The 23,892-nt window shown below is 74.6% G+C and carries 16 protein-coding genes; all 16 read left to right on the top strand.

The window, feature by feature from the left end:
- Positions 1 to 3,107: 3,107 nt before the first annotated feature.
- The 16 genes from ACN267_RS13655 to ACN267_RS13580 all read left to right on the top strand — a co-directional run bounded on the left by ACN267_RS13655 (position 3,108) and on the right by ACN267_RS13580 (position 23,886).
- Positions 3,108 to 3,707 carry a hypothetical protein gene (locus ACN267_RS13655; RefSeq protein ID WP_372446020.1) on the top strand — a complete coding sequence of 200 codons (600 nt, stop codon included), beginning with the start codon at positions 3,108 to 3,110 and terminating at the stop codon, positions 3,705 to 3,707.
- Positions 3,708 to 3,854: 147 nt separating this feature from the next.
- Positions 3,855 to 4,316, top strand: a complete 462-nt coding sequence (locus ACN267_RS13650; protein WP_088647310.1) for a DUF948 domain-containing protein — start codon at positions 3,855 to 3,857, stop codon at positions 4,314 to 4,316.
- 35 nt (positions 4,317 to 4,351) lie between these two features.
- The gene (locus ACN267_RS13645; protein WP_067312326.1) at positions 4,352 to 4,657 is read left to right on the top strand and encodes a hypothetical protein; all 306 of its coding nucleotides are present in this window, start codon (positions 4,352 to 4,354) and stop codon (positions 4,655 to 4,657) included.
- Positions 4,654 to 7,332, top strand: a complete 2,679-nt coding sequence (gene alaS / locus ACN267_RS13640) for an alanine--tRNA ligase (protein ID WP_204961368.1) — start codon at positions 4,654 to 4,656, stop codon at positions 7,330 to 7,332. The genes ACN267_RS13645 and alaS overlap by 4 nt, the downstream gene beginning before the upstream one ends.
- A 72-nt stretch (positions 7,333 to 7,404) precedes the next feature.
- Complete coding sequence (ruvX, locus tag ACN267_RS13635; protein WP_421488836.1) at positions 7,405 to 7,866, top strand: Holliday junction resolvase RuvX; 462 nt, start codon at positions 7,405 to 7,407, stop codon at positions 7,864 to 7,866.
- Positions 7,863 to 9,098, top strand: coding sequence for an endolytic transglycosylase MltG (mltG, locus tag ACN267_RS13630; protein WP_421488835.1), 1,236 nt, complete (start codon positions 7,863 to 7,865; stop codon positions 9,096 to 9,098). The genes ruvX and mltG overlap by 4 nt, the downstream gene beginning before the upstream one ends.
- The gene (locus ACN267_RS13625; protein ID WP_421488834.1) at positions 9,095 to 9,904 is read left to right on the top strand and encodes a shikimate dehydrogenase; all 810 of its coding nucleotides are present in this window, start codon (positions 9,095 to 9,097) and stop codon (positions 9,902 to 9,904) included. The genes mltG and ACN267_RS13625 overlap by 4 nt, the downstream gene beginning before the upstream one ends.
- Positions 9,905 to 10,120: 216 nt before the next feature.
- On the top strand, positions 10,121 to 11,629 hold the full coding sequence (locus ACN267_RS13620) for a family 16 glycosylhydrolase (protein ID WP_421488833.1): 1,509 nt from the start codon (positions 10,121 to 10,123) through the stop codon (positions 11,627 to 11,629).
- Between the two features lie 115 nt (positions 11,630 to 11,744).
- Positions 11,745 to 12,980: a hypothetical protein gene (locus tag ACN267_RS13615; RefSeq protein WP_421488832.1), complete on the top strand. Its 1,236-nt coding sequence runs from the start codon at positions 11,745 to 11,747 to the stop codon at positions 12,978 to 12,980.
- Positions 12,981 to 13,297: 317 nt separating this feature from the next.
- Positions 13,298 to 14,137 (top strand): hypothetical protein, encoded by an 840-nt coding sequence (locus tag ACN267_RS13610; protein ID WP_421488831.1) that lies wholly within the window; start codon positions 13,298 to 13,300, stop codon positions 14,135 to 14,137.
- A gap of 91 nt (positions 14,138 to 14,228) precedes the next feature.
- Positions 14,229 to 15,173 carry a glycosyltransferase gene (locus tag ACN267_RS13605; RefSeq protein ID WP_281898894.1) on the top strand — a complete coding sequence of 315 codons (945 nt, stop codon included), beginning with the start codon at positions 14,229 to 14,231 and terminating at the stop codon, positions 15,171 to 15,173.
- A gap of 133 nt (positions 15,174 to 15,306) precedes the next feature.
- Positions 15,307 to 17,313: a delta-60 repeat domain-containing protein gene (locus ACN267_RS13600; RefSeq protein ID WP_421490420.1), complete on the top strand. Its 2,007-nt coding sequence runs from the start codon at positions 15,307 to 15,309 to the stop codon at positions 17,311 to 17,313.
- A gap of 185 nt (positions 17,314 to 17,498) precedes the next feature.
- The gene (locus ACN267_RS13595; RefSeq protein WP_421488830.1) at positions 17,499 to 19,142 is read left to right on the top strand and encodes a hypothetical protein; all 1,644 of its coding nucleotides are present in this window, start codon (positions 17,499 to 17,501) and stop codon (positions 19,140 to 19,142) included.
- Positions 19,135 to 20,064, top strand: coding sequence for a glycosyltransferase family 2 protein (locus ACN267_RS13590; RefSeq protein WP_421488829.1), 930 nt, complete (start codon positions 19,135 to 19,137; stop codon positions 20,062 to 20,064). The genes ACN267_RS13595 and ACN267_RS13590 overlap by 8 nt, the downstream gene beginning before the upstream one ends.
- Positions 20,057 to 22,258 carry an O-antigen ligase family protein gene (locus ACN267_RS13585; RefSeq protein WP_421488828.1) on the top strand — a complete coding sequence of 734 codons (2,202 nt, stop codon included), beginning with the start codon at positions 20,057 to 20,059 and terminating at the stop codon, positions 22,256 to 22,258. Before ACN267_RS13590 ends, ACN267_RS13585 begins: the two co-directional genes overlap by 8 nt.
- The gene (locus ACN267_RS13580) at positions 22,255 to 23,886 is read left to right on the top strand and encodes a lipopolysaccharide biosynthesis protein (protein ID WP_421488827.1); all 1,632 of its coding nucleotides are present in this window, start codon (positions 22,255 to 22,257) and stop codon (positions 23,884 to 23,886) included. The genes ACN267_RS13585 and ACN267_RS13580 overlap by 4 nt, the downstream gene beginning before the upstream one ends.
- Positions 23,887 to 23,892 lie beyond the last annotated feature (6 nt).

The following is a 23,892-nucleotide window of genomic DNA, read 5'->3' as shown; positions in this document are numbered from 1 at the left end:
AGGATTTCGGCTGGATCGACGACCTGCGTACGGCCAAGCAGCAGCGCACCGAACTCGGCCCGGATGGCGGCCCGGTTCCGCCCGTGCGGCCCCCGGCCGTGCCACCTGCCGGCCGGGGCGCGGTCGCGCCGCAGTCCGGGCCGGTCGCGCCGCGCGTCGGTCAGCCGGTGCACCGCCCCGAACCGGCCGGTCCCCGCCCCGCGCAGCCGGATCCCCGACCGCACCCGACGCCTGCCGGGACCGGCCCGGAGCCGGCACCGCCGGCCGTCCGGCCGCAGTCCGGGCCACCGGCCGCCCCGCTCCCCGGTCAACCGGGTCCGCGCCCCGGGCCGGCGGCCCCGGGTGTCGCCCGCCCGCCGCAGCCCGGTGGCCCGGTCGAGCCGCCGCCGGCCGGGATGACCCGGCCGGGTCCGGTGCCGGCCGGTGCCGATCCGGCCCGGCCCGGCCGGTCGACGCCCCACCCCGACGGGCCGCCACCCGCCGCCGGTCCGGCCGCCCCGCCGGTCCGTGGGCCGGGCTGGCCCGCGCCACCCGAGCAGCGCCCACGCCCCGGTGCGGGGCCGTGGCCGGACCCGGCCTCGCCCGGCCGGCCGGGCCCGCAGCGGCCCGGGGAGGCGTCCCGTCCCGACCCCGGCACCGGTGGCGCCGGCCCGGTCCGGGCCGCCGTCCCGGCCCCCGGCCGTGCGTCGGTTCCCGGTGTCGGACCCGGCCGCCCGGCACCTCCGGTCGGTCAGGCACCCCCGCCGGGTCAGCCCCCCCAGGCCGGCCAGGCCCCTCCGGTCGGCCGGGCCGGCCCCGGTGGTGCGGCCCCGGGCGGCCCACCCCCCGGTGGCCCGGCTGCCGTGCCACCGGCCGGCCGGGCGGTGCCTGAGGAGCGGCCCGGCGTCGTGACTCCCGCCGAGCCGCCCCTGCGCAGCCGCCGCACGGTGCCGGACGACCGTCCGGGAGGTCGACGGGCGGCACCGGCCGAGCCGGCCAGGTCCGGTCCGGGCTCCGCCTCCGTCGGAGTGGACCCGGGCGGTGCCCCCCGGGTCGGGGCGGGTGCCCCGACCGGTGCCGGGCTGCTGCCCGGCCCGTCGGCCGGCGGCCCACGGGCCGCCGCCGTGGCACCTGTGGGCCCGCGTCCCGACCCGACCGAGCCCGGCCCCGGTGCACCGGGGCGTCCCGCTGACGCGGCGACCGGCGTGGGCCGCGAGCCCGCGGACCGGCCGGCCGCCGAGCGGGCCGGCCGTCGGCGTGCGGCCGAGCCGGACCAGCCGCTGGTACCGCTGACCGGCAACGCGCCGCCGCTGCCCGAGGTGACGCCGGCCGCACCGGGTGCGCAGGCGGTCCCGTCGGTACCCGGCCGGCCCGGTCCGGCCGCCCGGGACGACAACGGGCGTCGTCGCCCGCCCACCGACGTCGCCGCACCACCCGGCCGTCGGGCCCGCCCCGACGGTGAACCGGCCGTCCACCGGCCCGGCCCTGACGGCGACGCGCCAGTGGGTCGTCGGGCCCGCCCCGACGACGACGAGCCGTCGGGTGGTTGGCGGTACCCGGCCGGCACCGACGCCCCCGGTCCCCGGGCCCGTCCGGACGCCGACGAGGCACGGGTCCGGCGGAGCCGGCCCGACGAGGGAGGGACGGGCGGCCAGCCGACGGTCCCGCCCACGCCCGCCGAGCGGCCCCGCGGCGACCGCCCGGAGCGTCCGGCCGACTGGCTGCGCCAGGCCGGTCGTACCTCGCACACCGACCCCGCCCTGCGGGTGCTGAACCGGTCGACCCCGCCGCCCGGCCGGTCGGACCCGTCGGCGGGCGCCACCCCGGCCGCCCCCACCCGTCGGGGTGGCCCGGAGCCGACCGGCACCCCGGTCGGGCCGTCCCGGCCGGAGCAGTCCGGGCCGCCCTGGCCCGACCAGCCCGGTCCCGCCCGGGCGACGGCCCGTCCGCAGCCGCCCGAGGGGACGCCCGGCCGCCCGGCCGGCCCCGGGCCGCACGGGCCCGACCGTCCCGCCCGGGGCGTCCACGCCGATGCCGGTCCGTCGCCGGACCCGGCCCGGGGCGCTCGTCCCGGTTCCCCGGGGGCGGTGCCCGGTGGTCCCCGCGCCGGTGGCTCGGCTCCGGTGCCCGGCGGCGCGCCGGTGCCGGGTGGCCCGCGGTCCCACGGCCCTGGCGGTCCGGACGGGTCCGGCTCGACCGGCGGTCGGGGAACGTCGCCCGGTGGGCCCCGGACCGGTGCCACGGCCGCCGTGCCGGGGCCCGGCGTCGCACCGGTCGCCGGCGGTCCGCGTGCCGCGGCGTCCCCACCTGTGGTACGCCCGTCAGGTGACACCGGTGGGGACGGTGCCGCCCCGGCACCCACCTCCGGTGCCCCCCGGGTGGGTGTCCCGGTCCCGAACGCTCCCCGCCCGGCGGGACCGCCCGGCGGCCCCCGCCCCGATGTCCCGGGCCCGGGTGGCCCGCGTCTCGGCGAGCCCGATCCACGGGCACCGCGCCCCGGCGCACCGTCGCGCGGCACTGCCCGTCCGGACGCCCCGGCCGCCGGCACCGCCCGTCCGATCGCCGGCACCGCCCGCCCGGCCGGCCCGGCCGCCGGTACCGCGCACGCGGGGGGCCCGGCCTCCGATACGGCCCACCCGGCCGCCGGCACCGCGCGTCCGGGCGGCCCCGCCGCCGGCACCGCGCGGGTGGGTGGCCCGGCGACCGGCACCGCCCGTCCACCCGTCCCCGCCGACGACCCGCGTCGTGCGGCGCGGCCGGAGGGGGCCCGGCGGCCCGGCCCGGCGGCCGATGCCGCTGCCCGGCCCGCCGGTGCGGCCGGGGTCGCCGCGACGGCGGCGGCCCGGGCCACCGCGCCGGGCGTACGACAGGAGGAACCCGTCGGTCGGGCCGCTCCGCCGGTGCGTCCCGCCGACCGGGCGGGGGCGGCGGGTTCCGCCACCGTGCCATCCGGACGGGTCGACGGGCCGGGTGTGGCCCGGGTGCCCCTGCCGGAGGAGGTCCGGTCCGATTCCGACGGCCCGGCCGGCGGGCCGTTGCGCCCGGCCGCCGGGGACGACGCGTCGGACGTCGACTCCGACGCGTCCACCGGGCCGCGACGCCGGTCGGGGGAGCGGCGTCGGCTGCGGCTGGGAGTCCTGGTGCTGGTCAGCGTGGTGCTCCTCGGGGCGCTCCCGCTCTATTTCGGGATGCGGACGTTGAGCCGGGACCCGGTCTTCGACACCCTTGACGAGTTGGGCGTGCCCGGTTGGGCGACGGCCAAGACGGTGGACAACGTCAGTGGCAGCCGATGGTGCCTGCAGGACTGCCGGTTGCGGGAGCGCACGGTGGAGTCCGACCGGACGCCTGAGGAGACCGCCCGGGTCTACGAGCAGGCGCTGCGGGCGGAGGGCTGGCGGCGGTGGGAGGTCACCCGCTGCCCGGAACAGCCGGCCAAGGGCAGCTACACCTGCTGGCGGCGCGACGAGTTGACCCTCGACCTGTGGGTGCGGGAGCCGACCTGTGCGGCACCGCAGGCCAGCGGGGACCCGGCGGCGCCGCCGGCCACCCCGGTGGAGCCCGCGGCGGGAGAGTGCACCGGCTCGTTGGTCTCGGTGAAGGTCCGTAACGCGATCGACGACGAGCGGACCCGGCCACAGCCGAGCACCGACCCGTCACTGACCGGTGAGGACCCGTTCCCGACGATCACCGATGATCCGCTCGGCGATCTGACACGCTCACCATCCTGAGCCGGCTTCCATCACGGACGGTAGGGTCTGGGGCTGGCAGGCCCGCCTGCTTCCGATGACCCCGTGCGGGTCACGCCGCGACGGCGGGAATCGGGGTCGCGTGTTCCGGGGCGTCGGGCCCCGGAACCCTGCTTGAGGAGGACTTGCGTGGATGGTGGACAGATCGCTGCGCTGATCGCGGCCGGCGCGTTCCTGATGCTGGTGCTCGTGCTGGCGGTGCCGATCCTGCGGCTGCGGCACACCGTGGACGCGACGACCCGGATGATCAACGACCTCAACGAGCAGACCGCCCCGCTGCTGGGGGACGTCAACACCACGGTGAAGAACGTCAACGTGGCCCTGGAGCAGGTGCAGACCTCCCTCGACGGGGTGAACCTCCAGCTCGCCAAGGTCGACACGATGACCAGCCACGCGCAGAACGTCACCGCGAACGTGGCGAACCTGGCCACCGTCGTCTCGGCCGCCGCGGCGAACCCGCTGGTGAAGGTGGCGGCCTTCGGGTACGGCGTGCGCCGGGCCGCGTCGGCGCGGCGGACCGCGGAGACCGAGCGTGAGGTGCGCGACACCATCAAGCAGCAGCGTCGGGCCGCCCGGCGCGGCAACCGCTGACCCCCGGGCCGGCGGCGCACAGGAGGATAGGGGACATGAGGCGACTTTTCTGGCTCGGTATCGGGCTGGCCGTGGGCGTGGTGGTGGTCCGCAAGGCCACCCGGACGGCCCAGGCGTACACCCCGGCCGGCATCGCCAGTGGGCTGTCCGAATCCGCTGGCGGTCTGGTCGAGTCGCTGCGTAGCTTCGTGGAGGACGTACGGATCGGGATGGCCGAGCGCGAGCAGGAGATCCACGAGGCGTTCGCCCGCGGTGAGGCGTTCGACGACCAGTTCGCCGAGCTGCGGGAGGACCCGCGCATCGGTGACCGAGAGATCTTTCCGGAGGAACCCCAGCGATGAAGACGGCGGAGATCAAGCGGCGGTATCTCGCCCACTTCGAGGCGAACGGGCACACCGTGGTGCCGTCCGCTCCGCTGCCCGCCATCAGCGACCCGAACCTGTTGTTCGTCAACGCCGGCATGGTGCAGTTCGTTCCGTACTTCCTGGGGCAGCAGACCCCGGCGTACCGGCGGGCGGTGAGCGTGCAGAAGTGCCTGCGCACGCCGGACATCGACGAGGTCGGCAAGACCAGCCGGCACGGCACGTTCTTCCAGATGAACGGCAACTTCTCCTTCGGCGACTACTTCAAGGCCGGGGCGATTCCGCTGGCCTGGGACCTGGTCACCAAGCCGGTCGCCGAGGGCGGTTACGGGCTGGACGGCGAGCGGGTCTGGCCGACGGTCTACCTCGACGACGACGAGGCGTTCGAGATCTGGCGGTCGGTGGGGGTGCCGGCGGAGCGGATCGTGCGCCGGGGCAAGGCCGACAACTTCTGGTCGATGGGCATCCCCGGCCCGTGCGGCCCGTGCTCGGAGCTGTTCTACGACCGGGGCCCGGAGTACGGCCGCGAGGGCGGCCCGGCGGTCGACGAGGACCGCTACATGGAGTTCTGGAACCTGGTCTTCATGCAGTACGAGCGGGGTCCGGGCAGCGGGAAGGAGGACTTCCCGATCCTGGGTGACCTGCCGGCGCAGAACATCGACACCGGCATGGGCCTGGAGCGGATGGCCTCGATCCTGCAGGGCGTCGACAACCTGTACGAGATCGACGAGGTGCGGCCGATCCTGGACCGGGCGGCGGAGCTGACCGGCAAGCGGTACGGCGCGCACTCCGGGCACGTGGCCAGCGAGTCGCACCCGGACGACGTACGGCTGCGGGTGGTCGCCGACCATGTGCGGACCGCGCTGATGCTGATCGGCGACGGGGTGACGCCGAGCAACGAGGGGCGCGGCTACGTGCTGCGCCGGATCATGCGGCGGGCGATCCGGGCGGTGCGGCTGCTGGGCTGGCAGGAGCGGGCGTTGCCGGAGCTGCTGCCGGTGGCCCGGGACTGCATGTCCCCGTCGTACCCGGAGCTGGCGCAGGAGTTCGACCGGATCTCCCAGTACGCGTACGCCGAGGAGGACGCGTTCCTGTCGACGCTGCGGGCGGGCACGACGATCCTGGACACGGCGATCGCGGAGACCCGGTCGGCGGGGAAGCCGGCGCTGTCGGGGGAGAAGGCGTTCCAGCTGCACGACACGTACGGTTTCCCGATCGACCTGACCCTGGAGATCGCGGCCGAGCAGGGCCTGCAGGTCGACGCGGAGGGCTTCCGCCGGCTGATGGCCGACCAGCGCAACCGGGCGAAGGCCGACGCGCAGGCGCGCAAGACCGGGCACACCGATGTGTCGGCGTACCGGTCGGTGCGCGACGACGGCGGTGAGGTGGAGTTCACCGGCTACACCGAGTTGCAGCGGGAGTCCCGGGTCCGGGCGCTGCTGCGCGGTGGCGCGACGGTGGGCGCGGCGGTCGAGGGGGAGACGATCGAGCTGGTGCTCGACACCACCCCGTTCTATGCCGAGGGCGGCGGTCAGCAGCCCGACCAGGGGCTGATCACCGTGGGCGCCGGCCAGGTCGAGGTCTTCGACGTGCAGCAGCCGGTGCCGGGGCTGATCGTGCACCGGGCGAAGGTGGTCCGGGGCGAGGTGCGGGCCGGTGAGACCGGTTACGCCGAGATCGACGTGACCCGCCGCCGGGCGATCTCCCGGTCGCACACGGCGACCCACCTGGTGCACCAGACGATGCGTAACTTCCTCGGCGAGTCGGCGACCCAGGCGGGTTCGTTGAACGCGCCGGGCCGGCTGCGCTTCGACTTCAACACTCCGGCCGGGGTGTCGCCGAGCGTGCTGCACGACGTGGAGCAGCAGGTCAACGAGGTGCTGTTGGCGGACCTGGAGGTGAACGCCTTCATCACCACCCAGGAGGAGGCGCGGCGGATCGGCGCGATGGCGCTGTTCGGCGAGAAGTACGGCGAGCGGGTGCGGGTCGTCGAGGTCGGCGACTACGCCCGGGAGCTGTGCGGCGGCACCCACGTGGCCCGTTCGGCCCAGCTCGGCCTGGTGAAGATCCTCTCCGAGGCGTCGGTCGGTTCCGGGGTGCGCCGGATCGAGGCGTTGGTCGGGATGGACGCGTTCGGCTTCCTGGCCCGCGAGCACCTGCTGGTGTCCCGGCTGGCGGAGCTGTTCCGGGTGCCCGGCGAGCAGGTCGCCGACCGGGTGGAGCAGACCGTCACCCAACTGCGTGACGCCGAGAAGGAACTGGAGAAGCTCCGCGCCCAGTTGGTGCTGGGTGGGGCGGCGGCGCTGGCCGGGCAGGCGAAGGACGTCCGGGGGGTGGCGTACGTCGGCACCGAGGCGCCGGAGGGCGCGGCCGGCAACGACGTGCGGACCCTGGCCCAGGAGATCCGTGGCAAGATCGACCCGGCGCGACCGGCTGTGGTGGCGGTGGCGGCCCGGTCGAACGGCAAGGCATCCCTGGTGGTGGCCGTGAACGCGGCGGCCCGTGGGCGTGGCCTGGCAGCGAACGACCTGGTCAAGGCGGCATTCTCCGGGCGTGGCGGGGGCAGCCAGGACGTGGCGCAGGGCGGTGGCCTGCCCGCAACCGAGGCACCGAACCTGCTGCTCACGGTCGAGAAGGCGATCGCCGACGCGTGACGGAACAGCACCCGAGCCAGGGCGGACCCGAGCTGGTCCGCCCTGGCTCTGTCACCGGGAGGGTGACCATCCGTGAGTGAGTCGTCCCGTGGGGTCCGGTTGGGCGTCGACGTCGGGCAGGTCCGGGTGGGGGTGGCCCGGTCCGATCCGCACGGGATCCTGGCCACTCCGCTGGTCACCCTGGCCCGGGACCTGACCACCGGCCCGGACGCGGTGCCCGGCGACCTTGCCCAGCTCGCGCAGCTGGTCGTCGAGCACGAGGCCGTCGAGGTCGTCGTCGGACTGCCGGTCAACCTGGCCGGTCGGCACGGCCCGGCGGCCCAGCACGTTCTGGCGTACGCGAGCCGGCTGGCGGAGGTGATCGCCCCGGTTCCGGTGACCCTCACCGACGAGAGGATGTCAACTGTCGTCGCGTCTCGTAGGCTTGCCGAGCGTGGCGTCCGGGGAAAGCGCCAACGTGCGGTGGTGGATCAGGCCGCCGCGGTCGAGATCCTGCAGAGCTGGCTGGAAGCGCAGCGGAGGCGGACGGAATGATCGACGATCTGGACCTCGGGTTCGACGAGCAGGAGAGGGGGGAGAAGGGCCGGCACCGGCGCGGCTTCGTCAACCGACGCAACGGCACGTCGGGCGGGCGCAAGTCGGGCGGTGGCACCGGGAGGACCATCTTCGCCCTGTTCATGGCCCTGGTGCTGCTGGGCGGCATCGGCGGTGGTGCCTTCTACGGCTTCGACCGGATCCGTAACCACTTCATCACCCCGGACTTCGACGGGCCGGGCACCGGTGAGGCGCTCGTCGACGTCAAGCAGGGCGACACCGCCACCGACATCGGCAACTCCCTCTACGACGCCGGGGTGGTCAAGAGCACCAAGGCGTTCATCGAGGCGGCCGAGGAGAACGCGCTCAGCAAGAACATCCAGGTCGGCCGGTACAAGGTCAAGAAGGAGATGCGCGCCAGCGACGCGCTCATCCTGCTGCTGGACCCGAAGAGCCGGGTGGTCAACGGGGTCACCATCCCCGAGGGCATGATCACGCTCGCCATCTACGACCTGCTGGCCAAGGAGACCAGGATCCCGGTCGCCGAGTTCAAGGCCGCCGCGAAGGACCCGGTCAAGCTGGGCGTGCCGGAGTTCTGGTTCAACCGCAAGGACGGCAAGAAGGGGCCGCGCAGCCTGGAGGGCTTCCTCTACCCGGCCACCTACGAGCTGCCGCCGAAGGCGACCGCCGCGCAGATCCTGTCGCTGATGGTGGACAAGTTCCTCGACGTGACCGGGGAGATGAAGTTCGTCGAGACGGTCGAGGCCGACCGGGGCATCTCCCCGTACGAGGCGTTGATCACGGCGTCGATCGCGCAGGCCGAGTCGGTCAACCACGTGGACATGCCGAAGGTGGCCCGGGTGATCTACAACCGGGTCTACACCGACCGCTACCACTGCAAGTGCCTGGAGATCGACAGCGCGATCAACTACTGGCTGCGGTTGCAGGGCAAGGACCCGAAGGATTCCGACATCCTCAAGCAGTCCGAGCTGAACGACCCGAGGAACCCGTACCGGACGCACGGCGCGGACGGGTTGACCATCACCCCGATCAGTAACCCCGGCGAGGACGCCCTCAAGGGGGCGATGAGCCCGCCCAACGGCACCTGGGTCTACTTCATGACCATCGACAAGAAGGGCACCATGGGCTACGGCACCACCGATGCCGACTTCCGCGAGCTCCAGCGCAAGATGTGCACCAACGGCGTGCTGAGCGGAGAGAACTGCCGGTGAGGGCGGCGGTGCTCGGTCGGCCGATCGCACATTCCCTCTCCCCGGTGATCCACAATGCGGGTTACGCCGCGGCCGGGCTCGACGGTTGGTCGTACACCCGGATCGAGTGCGGGGCGCAGGAGCTGCCGGCGCTGGTCACCGGCCTGGGCCCGGAGTGGGCCGGGCTGTCGGTGACGATGCCGGGCAAGGAGGCGGCGCTCGCGGTGGCCGCCACCGCGTCGCCGGTCGCCGCCGCCGTCGGCGCGGCCAACACGCTGGTCCGCCGGCCCGACGGCTCGTGGTACGCCGACAACACCGACGTCACCGGCATGGTGGACGTGCTGACCGGGGCCGGGGTGCGCCCCGGTGCCGCGGTGACGGTGCTCGGCGCCGGAGGCACCGCCCGCGCCGCCCTGGCCGCCGCCGCCCGGCTCGGTGCGACCACGGTGACGGTGGTGGCCCGGCGCGCGGAGGCGGTGGCGCAGCTACGGCCGGTGGCGTCGGCGGTCGGGGTGGAACTGGTCCCGGCGGCGTGGTCCGACGCCGCCGGGCACATCCGGGCCGACCTGGTCGTCTCCACCGTGCCCAGGGGGGTGGCCGACCCGGTCGCGGCCGGTGTCGACTGGGGACCGTCCACGGTGCTCTTCGACGCGTTGTACGACCCGTGGCCGACCCCGCTGGCGGCCTCGGCGCTGGCCGCCGGCCGGCGGGTGGTCTCCGGGCTGGATCTGCTGCTGGCCCAGGCCGTCGGCCAGTTCACCCAGTTCACCGGGGTGCCGGCACCGGTCGACGCGATGCGGGCGGCGCTGGCGGCGGCCCGCCGCTGACCACCCGGTGGGCGGGCCGTCACCGCATCGCCGACTTTCCGGTCAATCAGGCGTAACCTCGCCGAAGCGGCATTCGTTTGCTCGCCTGCCGAAAAGCAACCCCTGCTCCCTTATTCTTTGGTTAAGTCGTGTCGCCACTCCGATTTCCAACCTGCCACATCCGGCTGTGGTGGATACGCTGCTGCGGGTAATCGTCGCCCATCCGGGGAGTGTTCCTTGAGCCGGCATGGAATCCACCGCGCATTTCCGGCCATCAGCGGCCGACGCAAGGCGGTCGTCCTCAGTGTCCTGAGTGTCACCGCAGTCGGCGGCATCATGGCCACGATGATGCCGCTGATCGCCGCCGAGGTGCCGCCGATCACGCTTTCCGCCGTCGCGGACACCACGGTCACCCAGGTCCCGCAGGACGGCGACAACGGGGTCAAGACCACCCTGGCCAGCTGCCCGCAGCTCTGCGACGGCAACCGCAACGGCCGGCGCGACGCGGTGCTGGAGTTCCAGGTGCGGGGCCTGCCCGCCGACGCGGTCGACGTCAAGGCGTCCCTGCGGGTGTACGCGTGGCAGCAGTTCTCGTCCCGGGTCCGGGCCCACGCCGCCCAGGGCACCGCCGTCGGTGCCGGCGCGTGGGACTACCGACCCGCCCTCGGCCCGGCGCTCTCGGCCGTCGACCGGGTCGCCCAGGGCTACAACGAGTGGGACGTCACCGCCGCCGTCACGGGCAACGGCCCGGTCACCTTCGCGTTGACCCAGGAGAACTGGAACACCCGGATCTACTGGGCCTCCCGGGAGAACGCCAAGGCCGCCATCCGGCCCAGCCTGGTGCTGACCTACCAGCGCAGCGACCGGACGCCGACCCGGCCGCCGGCCACCACGACGGCACCGACCACCGCCGCCCCGTCGCCGACGCGGACGTCGCCGTCGCCGTCGCCGAAGCCGACGCGGACGGTCAGCCCGCCCGCGCCGACCACGGCCGCCCCGCGCCCGACGCCGACCGTGCGCCCCGGCACCGACGTGCCCGGCTGGCGGCTGGTCTGGTCCGACGAGTTCACCGGGCCGACGGTCGACCTCAAGCGGTGGAACCTGCGTGACAACGAGGGCCGCGACATCGACAAGGGCTGCAACGTCGACGACCCGGACAACACCTTCGTCGCCGACGGGGTGCTGACCCTGCGCGCCCAGCGGGAGACCGCGGTGTGCAGCTCGCAGACCCGGCAGTACACCCAGAGCTACCTGGACACCATCGGCAAGGCGTCGTTCACCTACGGCCGGTTCGAGATGCGGGCGAAGTCGCCCAACGGGCCGACCGACTCCAAGGGGCTCTGGCCGGCGTTCTGGCTGCGTCCCGACGACGGCGGCAAGGGCGAGATCGACGTGGTGGAGCTGCCCGGCGGGTCGTCCCTGCACGGGGCCGCCACCCAGGCGATCTTCTACGACTACACGCCGGTCAAGCAGGACCAGCGGTGGGACTTCCCGACCGGCTACCCGGGTGACGGTTTCCACACGTACACCACGGAGTGGGAGCCGGGGGTGATCCGCTGGTACATCGACGGCCGGCAGGTCTGGCAGCGGGACCGCAGCACCACCCCGTGGTTCGACGAGGCGTTCAACAAGCCGTTCAACCTGCGGCTGAACTTCCAGGTCGGTGGCTGGCTGGGCGATCCCGACGCGGCCACCCGCTTCCCGGCCGACTTCCGCGTCGACTACGTCCGCGTCTGGCAACGCTGAGCCACCCACGACGACGTACGCCACCCGGCGGGCCCCGGCCCGCCGGGTGGCGGTTTGCCCGCTGCCCCTATCGTGTCCGCCAGCGCGCGGCGGTCGGGCGGGACAGGGGGAGGGCATGACGGTGGCGACGGACCCACGGACCCGGCACGACGGCCTGGGCTGGGTGACCAGGGCCATTTTCGCCGACCCGCGGATCTGGCTCGGTATGCCGCCCGACCCGGTGCCCGCCACCCACCGCGCGGTCGTCCGGTACGCCGTGGTGCCCTCGGTGGAGCGGGCCAGGTTCCTGCTCCCGCTCGCCTCCCGTCGGGTCGGCGCGGCATCGACGCTGGCCTACAACGCACTGCGCCCGCCCCGGGTGCGGGCCAACCGGTTGGCCGTCGGTGTGCTGGCCGGCCTCGGGGCGACCGGGCTGGCCCGGATGCCGGTGCTGACCGTGGCGCTGCCCACCGACGCCGACCCGGCCGAGCTGCTGCTCGCCGCGCATCTGGGCCGGCTGACGGGCCGGCCGCTGCACGCCGCGATCGGCATCCGGCCACCCGACCCGCACCACAAGCCGACGTTGCAGCTCTTCGACGACCGGGGCGTCGCCCGGGCGTACGCGAAGATCGGGTGGAACGAGGCGACCCGGGCGATGGTCCGCGCAGAGGCCGCCGCGCTGCGGGAGTTGCCCCGCGACGGCGGCGACTTCCCGGACGTGCCCCGGCTGCTGCGCGAGGTGGACTGGGGTGACCTGGCGGTGACCCTGGTCGAGCCGATGCCGGCGCGGGTCCGCCGGCCGCGTCACCCGCTGCGCCCGGAGGTGGCCGCGATGCTGGCGGTGGCCCGGCGCGGTGGCCCGCCGTCGACACCCCGGCCGCTGCGCGGTTCGGCGTTCCTGGACGACCTGACCGCGCGGGCCGCGACCGCCGGTGGTCCGGTGGTCGCGGCGGTGGCGGCCCTGGCCGCCCGCGACGGCGACCGGCCGGTGGAGTTCGGGCACTGGCACGGCGACTGGGTGCCGTGGAACCTCGGCCGGCACCGGGGCCGGTTGGTCGTCTGGGACTGGGAGAACAGCGGCACCGACCGGCCGCTCGGCTTCGATCTCGCCCACCACGGGTTCCAGAGCGCCCTGTCGCTGGGTGGCCGGGACGTCGCGGGGGCGACCGGCGAGATGGTCGAGCTGTTGGGTCGGCACGGTGCGGCGTTCGGCCTGGACCCGGCGGGGTGTCAGTTCGTTGCCGACGCATATCTCGTCGAACTGTGGTTGCGGACGGCGGAACTGGCCGCCGGCGGGGGCGGCTGGAGTGCGAAGTTGCACCCCGCACTGCTGCACACGCTCGCCGACCGGCTGGGCTCACCCCGCCCCTGACCGGCGGTTCTCCCGGTGACTGGGACAAGTGTCGGGGTCCCGACCGGAAAAACGGCGAAAAGCCCACACTGCCGTCACCGCCGCTACCGAAGCCGGCTCACGTTCCACTAGGGTGGCCCCACTCGACGACTACTGGCCGGTGACGGCGTGGTCGGTCCGGCCCGGGACGGAGTGGGGACCCTGTCCGGGGCGCAGGTGTGGGGGAGGCCCGGCCGACGGCCGGCACAATCAGGGAGCACGATGGGATCGTCACGTGTCATTCAGCCCGGGGTGGACCACGCCCCGGTCACCTGCCGTGTGAGCGGCGGTCACCTCCGGTGACCATCGTCTACGTGCTGGCCGTGCTGGCGGTGCTGGTGCCGCTGCTGGTCGTTCCGGTGCTGGCGTCCCGCTGGATGTCGGCCGTCGCCACCGGCCGGACGGCCGAACGGTTCCGGATCGCCCTGGCCGGGCTGACCGCCGCGTTCGGCCGGGTCGGCGCGGCGGTGGTGGTGCTGCTGGCCGGGTGCGCGGCGGTCGTCGCCGTGTGCTGGCCGGTCGGTGAGGCGATCTCCCGGCTCGAACCCCACGTCGACCACCCGGTCTTCGACTACGTGCACGCCCACCGGGTCGGCTTCTGGGAGGACGTCAACCTGTTCATCTCCCCGATCGGCGACCGCTACCCGCTCAAGTGGGTGACCGTGGTGGCCGCGATCGGCTTCGCCGTCGCCTGGCGTCGTCGCCGCTGGTGGATCCCGCTGGTGGCGATGCCGCTGCAGTTCGTCGTCGAGCAGTACACCCAGACCATCCTCGCGAAGGTCGTCGACCGGGGCCACCCGCCGACCGACCTGGGCACCTACCCCTCCGGGGGCTGCGGCCGGGTGCTGATGACCTTCGGCACCATCCTGGTGCTGGCCGCGCTGACCTGGCGGCTGCCGCGCCGGGTGCTGATCGGCCTGGTCACCGCCCTGGCCGTGCTGGTCTCGGTGGAGGGCTACACCCGCATCTACGCCGAGAAGCACTGGCTCACCGACGTGTTCGGCGGGTGGTTCTTCGGCACCCTGCTGACCGGCGTGATGGTGCTCGCCGTCCTGGTCGCCGACGGTCGGGTCCGCCGCCCCGCGGCCCCGGCGTCGACGACCACCACCGACGACGACCGGATGTTGACCGGCACCTGACCCCGTACCCCCGTCCGGTGTGCGCGACCCCGTCCCCGCGCCGTCCGGACCCGGCCCCCACCACTCCTCTGACAGAAGTTGGGCCACCGACGTGACCACCCTCCTCGTCGCCTCCACCGGTGGGCACCTCGCCGAGCTGCACGACCTGCTGCCCCGGCTCGGGGTGCAGCACGACTGCGTCTGGGCGACGTTCGACTCCCCGCAGAGCCGGTCGCTGCTCGACGGCCACGAGGTCATCCACGTGCCCCCGGCGAGCACCCGCGACCCGGTGGGTGCGCTGCGCGACCTGCTGGCCGCCCGCCGGGTGCTCTGCGACGGGCGGTTCCGCCGGGTGATCAGCACCGGCGCCAGCGTCGCCATGTCGTTCTTCCTGCCCGCCGCCCGGCACGGCCTGGACTGCCACTACATCGAGAGCGCCACCCGCACCGTCGGCCCGTCGCTGACCGGCCGACTGGTCGCCCGGGTGCCCCGGACCCGGCTCTACACGCAGTACCCGGGCTGGGCGAACGGCCGGTGGCGCTACGGTGGCTCCATCTTCGACGGTTACGCGCCCGAGCCCGCCGCCCCGCGCCCGGTCTCCAAGATCGTGGTGACCCTCGGCACCCAGGACCGCTTCGGCTTCCCGCGCCTGCTGCAACGCCTGGTCGACGTGGTGCCCGCCGAGGCGGAGGTGCTCTGGCAGGTCGGCGCGACCCGGATCCCCCGGATGCCGGCCGGGGCCCGCCGGCAGGTGCCGTACGCCGAGATGCAGCAGGCCATGCGGGAGGCCGACGTGATCGTCACCCACGCCGGGGTGGGGTCGGCGCTGGCCGCGATGCGCGCCGGCCACCGCGCCGTCTACGTGCCGCGCCGGGCCCGGCACGGCGAACACGTCGACGACCACCAGGTCGAGATGGCCCGGGAACTCGACCGGCGCGGGCTGGTGCTGGCCCGGGAGGCCGACGCCGTCAGCGCCGAGGACCTGACCCGGGCGGCCGCCTGGACGGTGACCGCCACCGGCACGGTCCCGGCGTTCCGGTGGGCGGAGGCGGCATGAGGCCGACCCGGGACGGCAGCCCGGTGGTGGGCTCCGCCGGTCGACGCGCGATCCTCGTCCTGCGTGAGTCGTCCGGACGCGACCCGTACGGCAGGACAGGGCCGAGCCGGTGGCCGACCGGACCGGTCGGTTGATGGTGGGAAATGTCCGGGCAGAGCAAGCTACGCACGATCTCACTTCTTTTTTGGGGGCGCCAGTGCTTCACAGAACGTCTCGACCGGTGTGGCGGCGGTGGTTCGCCGCGCTCGCCGCACCGGTGCTCGCGGTCGGCCTCCTGGCCGCGCCCGCCCATGCGGCGGATCTCACCCCGGTAACCAGCACGCTCACGTCGGCCAACCCGGCGGACAACATCCCGCACGCCCAGGACGGCGACACCAAGGCGTTCGCCGAAATCGGCAACACGATCTACGTGGGCGGTTCGTTCACCTCGGTCAAGGCGGCCGGGGGCACCAGCTGGACCTCCCGCAACTACCTGTTCGCCTACGACCGGACCAGCGGCGCCCTCAAGGCCGACTTCAGCCCGACGCTCGACGGCGCGGTGCACGCCCTCGCCGCCAGCCCGGACGGCAAGCTGATCGTCGGCGGCGCGTTCAAGAACGTCAACGGGGTCAGCCGCAAGAACCTCGTCCAGCTCGACCCGGTGACCGGCGCGACGGTCACCAGCTGGGTCGGCCGCAGCGACGGCGGTCTGGTCCGCCGCACCGTCGTGGTCGGCAACAAGCTCTACATCGCCGGCGCGTTCCACTGGGTCAACGGCACCGAGCACTCGCTGCTGGCCCGGCTCGACGCGACCACCGGCGCGATCGACCCGAGCTTCCAGATCGACGCCAGCGTCGCCCGCGCCAGCAGCGAGCTGGTCTGGGGCCTGGCCGTCGCCCCCGACGGCAAGACGCTGGTCGCGGTGGGCAACTTCACCGAGGTCAACGGCCAGCCCCGCAACCAGGTGGTGGTCGTCGACCTGGACGGCACTCCGGCGGTCGCCAACTGGAGCACCCAGCGCTACGTGGCGCCCTGCTACAGCGGCTCGTTCCCGTTCTACGCCCGCGACGTCGACTTCTCCGACGACGGCACGTACTTCGTGATCATCGCCGACGGTGGCCGGGGCGACGGGGCGTACTGCGACGCCATCGCCCGGTTCGAGACCGCCGACCGGGGCGCGGCCATGGACGCCACCTGGGTCAACTACACCGGCACCGACTCGGTGACCTCCGTCGAGGTGGCCGACAACGTGGTCTACGTCGGCGGGCACTTCCGCTGGCTGAGCAACGCCAACGGCAACGACTCGGCCGGCAGCGGCGCGATCAACCGGTTCGGGCTCGGCGCGCTGGACCCGATCAACGGCCTGCCGCTGGTCTGGAACCCGACCCGCTCGGGTGCCCCGGCGGGCACCACCACCTGGGGCCCGATCATGTGGGAGCTGTGGCGGGGCAGCACCGGCCTCTACGCCGGCTTCGACTCCGACGGCCTCGGCAACGAGTACCACGGCCGGATGGGCCTGTTCCCGCTGGCCGGTGGCCGTACCGTCGCGGCGACCAACGCCCCGACGGCGTCCTCGGGCTACCTGTACGTCGGGACCGGCAGCGGCCAGACCACCAAGGTGCCGTTCAACGGCGGCACCCTGGGCACGCCGGTGACCAGCGCGCAGGCGAACCTCACCGCGGCCGGCGCGGCCTTCTCGGTCGGCAACAAGCTCTACTGGTCGAAGACCGACGCGACCGCCGCCGGCGGCAGCTACCTCGGTGTGTCGATGTTCACCGGCGGCACGGTGGGCGCACCCTGGGTGAGCAGCGGCTACAACGACTGGTTCAACCCCGCCACGATGGCCGGCGCGTTCTACCTCGACGGTCGGATGTACTACACCAAGGCCGGTACCAACAAGCTGTTCTACCGCTACCTGGAGCCCGACGGCTACGTCGTCGGCTGCACCGAGTTCACCCTGCCCAGCGTGGGCCTGAACTGGGGCAACGTGCGGGGGATGGCCTGGGTCGACGGTAAGATCGTCTACGGCAACACCAACGGCTCCCTGCGGGCCGTGCCGTTCGACGAGACCGCCGTCGACGGCGCCGCCTCGGTCGAGATCGCCCCGGCCGGCGGCGGCGTGGACTGGTCGAGCAAGACGCTGTTCTTCGCCACTTCCTGAGCCGCACCCGCCGTGGGCGGCCCGCCGGTGTCCCGGACACCGGCGGGCCGCCCACGGCGCAGTGGGACCGGTCGGCTGTCGACCACAGGTGAACGGTCGGCGACAATGGGAACACCAGCGGTTCACACCAGGGCCGTTATCGGCCCGAGCCGGCCCGCCCCCCGCATCGCAAGAGGACCTGACTGATGGATGTGACCGACGTCACTCCCGCCCGGCAGCGCCCGGTCGGCCTGGCCGAGTTGGCCCGCATTCCGCTGCGGCGGTGGCGCACGGTGCTCGCCGCCACCGGGCTGGTGCTGTTACTGGTGGCCGCCTACGTGCTGGTCTTCCCGGCCACCTACACCGCCACCACGGCCGTGGTGGTCCGCCCGGTGGTCACCGACCCGTTCTCGGTGCCCTCCGGCGGCGCCGACCGGGCGGTCAACATGACCGCCGAGAGCGGGATCGCCACCAGCAACGACGTCATCGACAAGGTCGCCTCGATCACCGGCCGGGACACCACCGCCGTGGCCGACGCGCTCACCGTGGAGACGCCCGTCGGCGGGCAGGTGATGCGGTTCACGTACGCCGGGCACAGCGAGACCGAGGCGGTCAACGGCGCGAACGGCGCCGCCGAGTCGTACCTCGACCTGCGCAAGGGCATGTACGAGAACCAGCGCGCCGCCGTGCTCAAGTCGTACGACGAGACCATCGCCCTGGTCACCAGCCAGCGCACCACCACCCAGCGGTCGCTGCCGGCCAACCAGGGCACGTCGAGCCCGTCGCCGCGCACCAGCGCCCTGCTCGACCAGTTGCGGGCGCTCAACGACCAGCTCGCCACCCTCGCCGAGCAGCGTTCCAAGATCGCCTCGGCGGACCTGAGCCCCGGCTCGGTCACCAGCGCCGCCCGCATGCCCGTCCCGTCGAGCCGGGACGCCGCCCCGCTGATCCTGGTCGCCGGGCTCCTCGGCGGCCTGCTCGTCGGCGGGCTGGTCGCCTTCGTCAGGGAGTCCATGGACCGCCGGGTCCGCACCGCCGGTGAGGCCTCCGCGCTGGTCGGTGCGCCGCTGCTGGGCACCGTCGGGCGGGACCGCGCGGGTCGGCTCTCCGACACCGACCTGCGCTACCTGGTGCTGGCCCTGGGCCGCTGGGTGGACGGGCCGACCCCGCTGCCCCTGGTGCTGCTCTCCAGCGCCGCCGACGAGCAGCGGGAACAGGTCGCCGCCGGGATCGCCGCGGCACTGGCCCAGGCCGGGCACGAGGTGCGCCTGGGGGTCGCCCCGGAGGGCCAGGAGCGCCTGCGGGCGCTGCTCACCGACGCCCAGCGCCGGCACCCGGCCGTCGAGCCGACCCGGCCCCGGGTGCCCCGCCCCCGGCCGATGCCCAGCAGCGTCCCCGCCCCGGCTGCCGCCACCCCGGCCACCGGCGGCAACCCGGAGGACACCATGGTCATCCCGCCGGTCCGCAAGCCCCGGCCGTTCCCCACCGACGACCCGAAGAACGGTGGCGTCTACCGTTCCACCACCACCTCGGCGGACAAGACCGAGATCATTCCCAGGGTGCTGCCCAAGGAGGCCCCCGCCGCCGACGGCGAGCAGCTGCGCATCGGCGCCGGCGCGGTACGCCTGGTTCCGCTGGAGGCCCCGGTGGCCGGCGGTGTCACCGTGATCGACGCCCCGCCCGCCCTGCACGACGAACGGGGTGTCCGGGCCGCCCGGGAGGGCCGGGCCGTGCTGGTCGCCGCCCGCGACAAGACCCGTACCGGCCGGCTGGGTCAACTGGTGGACCGGCTGCGCGCGGTGGGCGTCGAACCGGTCGGGTTCGTGGTGACGGGAGAGAAGCGTGACTGAGCCGACGACCACCGGACACCCGCCGGTCACCGTGGTGATCGCCACCCGGGACCGGCCCGGCCTGCTGGAGCGGGCCGTGGGCGCGGTGCTCGCCCAGGACTACCCCGGGCCGGTGGAGTGCGTCGTCGTCTACGACCACACCGACCTGCGGGAACTGGACGTCGACGTGCCGGCCGGACGCACCCTGCGCTACGTCCACAACACCCACCGGCGGGGGCTGCCCGGCGGCCGGAACAGCGGCTTCGACACCGCCACCGCCGACCTGATCGCCTTCTGCGACGACGACGACCACTGGCTGCCGGCGAAGCTGCGCCGGCAGGTGGAGCTGCTGGCGCAGCGGCCCGACGCCGCCGCCGCGAGCTGCGGCATCCGGCTGGAGGGGCCGGGCATCGCCAAGGAACGGCAGCTCGACCGGGCCGAGGTCGGCCTGCCCGACTTCGTCGAGGACCGGATCATGGAGGTGCACTCCAGCACCATCCTCATCCGCCGCTCCACCTGGGAGGCCATCGGCCCGGTCGACGAGGACCTGCCCGGCGGCTACGGCGAGGACTACGAGTGGCTGCTGCGGATCGCCGGGCACGGCCCGGTGGTGATCGTGCCCGAGGTGCTGGTGGTGGTCGACTGGCACGGCGGCTCGTTCTTCTTCGGCCGGTGGGCGACCATCGTCGAGGCCACCCGCTACCTGCTCGACAAGCACCCCGAACTGGCCGGGAGCCGCACCGGCCTGGCCCGGCTGCACGGGCAGATCGCGTTCGCGCTCGCCTCCGGCCGGCGGCGCGGTGAGGCGGTGCGGGAACTCGGCCGGGTGATCCGGCTCAACCCCCGCGAGAAGCGGGTGCTGGTGACCGTCCCGGTGGTGCTCGGGCTGCTGTCGGGGGAGCGGGTGCTCCAGCTCGCCCAGCGCCGGGGCCGGGGTGTCTGACCGGCCGGTGCCCGGGGCGCGTTCCGGGCCGCCGCCGCTGCCCACCTGGCCCCTGCTGGCCATGTTCGGGCTGGTCCCGCTCTGGTGGATGCTCGGCGGCTTCTACCTCGGCTGGTCGGTGTTCGGGGTGGTGCTGCTGGGCCTGATGGTCACCCGGGGCCGGGTGGCGCTGCCCGCCGGCACCGCCTGCTGGCTGGTGCTGCTCGCCCTGGTGCTGCTGAGCTTCACCCGGCTCGACCGGGCCACCGCCTACCTCACCTCCGGGCTGCGCTTCGGCTTCATGCTGACCGCCCTGATCGTCTGCGTCTACGTCTACAACCTGGTCCGCGACGGCGTCCCCTGGGAGCAGGTGCTCCGCCCGCTCGGCTGGTACTGGCTGGGCGTGGTCGCCCTGGGCTGGCTGGCCGTGCTGGCACCCCAGTTCCAGCTCACCACCCCGGTGGAGATGCTGCTGCCGGGCGGCATGTCGGGGGAACGGTTCATCCAGGCGTTGACCCACGTGCGGGCCAACGAGTTCAACCCGGTCTCCCGGGCGCCGATCTACCGGACCGCCGCGCCCTACCCGTACACCAACAACTGGGGTACGGCGTACGCGCTGCTGGTGCCGTGCGTGCTGGCGTACCTGACCTCGGTGCGTACCGGCAAGTTCCGGGTGGCGCTGCTGGTGTCGTTGCCGCTGTCGATGGTGCCGGCGTTCATGACCCTCAACCGGGGCATGTTCCTCGGCCTCGGGGCCGGGCTGGCCTACCTGGGACTGCGGGCGCTGGTGCGGGGCAACGCCAAGCTGATCGCCTCGATCGGTGGGCTGGTGCTGCTGGTCTGGGTGGTCAGCCTGGTGGTGCCGGTGCAGGAGCTGATCGACAACCGGGTCAGCAGCACCGACACCAACGTCGACCGGATGGACCTCTACGTCCGTACCCTCCAGGCCGTCGAGCGTTCGCCGTTGCTCGGCTACGGCGCACCGAACAGCGTCGACACCACGCTCGCCGAGGAACCCCTGGGCACCCAGGGGATGATCTGGCAGGTGCTCTACAGCCACGGCATCCCGGCCCTGGTCGCCTTCCTGGCCTGGCTGGCACTGATCGCCAAGCGGCTGGCCGGCGCGGTCTCCCCGGCCGGGCAGTGGCTGAGCACCATCCCGGTGATCGCCCTGGTGGTGATCCCGGTGTACGCCTACATCGACCCGAACATGTCGGTCATCTTCTTCGCGGTCGGGGCCGGGCTGGCGGCGGTCAGCGGGCCGGTGAACCGCGCGGTGACCCTCGCCCCGGGAGTCGCCGACGCCCGCGCGCCACGTTCGGCGACGGGCGGCTCCGGCGTACCGCCCACCGCGTCCGGCACCACCGCGTCCGGCACCACCGCGTCCGGAACGGCTGCCGTGCCGACCCGGGCGTCGGCCGCCGTACCGATCCCGCCGGCTCGGGCTGCCGCCACCGTGCCACCCCGACCCACCAGGGCCACTGCTGCCGTTCCGACCTCCGCTCCGCCCGCGCCGGCACCTCCGGCCCCGCCGCCGACCCCGACCCCGGCACCCCCGGCCCCGCCGCCGACCCCGACCCCGGCTCCGCCGGCGTCCGCGCCCCGAACTCCGGCCCCGTCCGCGCCGGCACCCCCGGTCGGACCCCGAACTCCGGCCCCGCCCGCGCCGGCACCCCCGGTCGGACCCCGAACTCCGGCCCCGTCCGCGCCGCAGCCGCCGGTCGTATCCCGGCCACCGGACCCGGCCCCGCCTCCGGCGTCGGTTCCGGGCCGGCCACCGGCCCCGTCGCCGGTTCCGCCCTGGCCCCCGCCCCAGGCCCCGGCCCGTCCCCGCCCACCCACCCCGGTGCCGGCCCAGGGGTCGTCGGCGACCTCGCCTCCGGTCGCGGCCCCGCCTCCGGCCTCCGGGCCGGTCGCGGACCCGGTGCCCCGCCGGACCGCGATCCCCCTCCCCTCCCCGGCCCGGCCGCCGGCTGCCCACCCGCCGTCGTCCCCGGCCCCGACTGCTGCCGCGACCTCGGCCCCGGCTTCCGCCCGGCCCTCGGCGGCGACACCTGTCGACGGCTCCCGGCCGGCCGGCGGGGTGGACGCGCCGACGGTGGTGCAACCCGCACGCGTCGGCGGCGACACCCCACCCGGCGTCCCACCCCGCGCCGGGGAGCAGGGCGGCACCGGGAACCAGACCCGCACCGAGGACGGCAGGGAGCAGACATGAGACGACCGGGAACCGGAACCACTCCGGCGGTGTCCCGGCAGCTCGACCGTCGCGCCGCCGACCCGGGGTCGCCGGCGTCGACCGGCCCGGCGGTCACCGACCCGGGGGGCGGCTCCGGCGAGGTACGACGCAGCGCCCGCAACGGTGCGGTCGGGTTGGTCGGCGCGGCGGTCAACGGCGCGTTGGGCTTCCTGCTCACCGTGGTCATCGTGCGCGGCTTCGGCACCGACGGCTCCGGTGCGCTGTTCACCGCCATCGGCGTGGTCACCATCCTGGGTGCGGTCTGCTGCGCCGGTGCGGACACCGCACTGGTCTGGGCCCTGCCCCGCCGCCGGGTGGGTGCCGACGGCGACGCCGCCCGGCTGCTGCCTGTCGCGTTGCTGCCGGTGCTCCTGCTCACCGGGGTCGTGGCGGCGGTGGGCGCGCTCACCGCCGACCTGCTCGCCCCGGTCTTCTTCGCCCGGTCGGACGGGCCGACGCTGCTGCGTCTGGCGTTCCTCGCCCTGCCGGTCACGGTGGCGATGACCGTGCTGCTCGCCGCCGTCCGGGCGGTCCGGCCGGTGACCGCCGTGGTCGGCATCCAGTACGTGCTGGTGCCGCTGGCCCGACCCGCCCTGCTGCTGGTGACGGTCGCCACCGGTGCCGGGGTGGTGGTCGGGTTCGGCGGGTGGCTGCTGCCGGTGGCGTTGGCGGTGGCCGCTGCCGCCGTCCTGCTGCTGCGGCCCCTCGGCCTGCTCGCCGGGGCACGGCTGCGGCCGGACGGCGCGGACTGGCGTACCCTCTGGGGCTTCGCGTTGCCCCGGGCGGTGTCGGCAGCCATCGACGCCAGCAGCATGTGGGTCGGGGTGCTGCTCACCTCGGCGCTGGCCGGCGCGGACGAGTCCGGCGTCTTCGGCGCGGTGGGCCGGTACGCCCTGGCCGGGCTGTTGATCATGCAGGGGTTGCGGGTGGCCGTCGCACCCCAGTTGTCCCGGCTGCTCGGGCAGGGGCGCACCGCCGACGCGGCGCTGGTCTACCGACGGGTCACCGTCGTGATCATCCTGCTGTCCTGGCCGGCGTACCTGCTGCTGGCGGTGTTCGCGCCCGGGTTCCTCAGCCTCTTCGGCGACGGGTTCACCGCCGGGGCCGCGCCGCTTGCGGTGCTCGCCGGGGCGATGCTGGTCAACTCGGGGGTGGGCATCGTGCAGACGATGCTGCTGATGAGCGGCAACAGCGCCCGGCACCTCCAGGCCACCGTGGTCGGGCTGGTGCTCACCGTCGGGCTGGGCTTCCTGCTCATCCCCGACCACGGGGCGCTCGGCGCGGCGTACGCCTGGACGGCCGGCGTGGTCGCCGAGAACGTGCTGGCCGCGGTGGCCGCCCGGGTGGCGATCGGCGAGCCGCTGCTCACCCGCTCGGTGGGCTGGGCGGCGCTCGGGGCCGGCGGCGGCGCGGCCGTGGTGGCGGTGCTCAGCGCGTTGGTCGCCGGCCGGGGCGTGGCCGGCCTGGCGCTGGCCCTGGTGGTGCTGGCGGTCGTCGCCGCCGGGTTGCTGCTGGACCGGCGGGTCCGGAACACGGTCCGGGCCGCCGTGACGATGCTCAGGCCGACCGAGAGCGGCCGGACGATGCCCGGCCCGAGACCGGCGTGACGAGAG

The sequence above is a fragment of the Micromonospora sp. WMMD734 genome, from assembly GCF_049178975.1.
Classification (GTDB): Bacteria; Actinomycetota; Actinomycetes; order Mycobacteriales; family Micromonosporaceae; genus Micromonospora; species Micromonospora wenchangensis.
The sequence above is the reverse complement of the archived record's forward strand: the minus strand, read 5'-3'. Positions and strand labels throughout refer to the sequence as shown.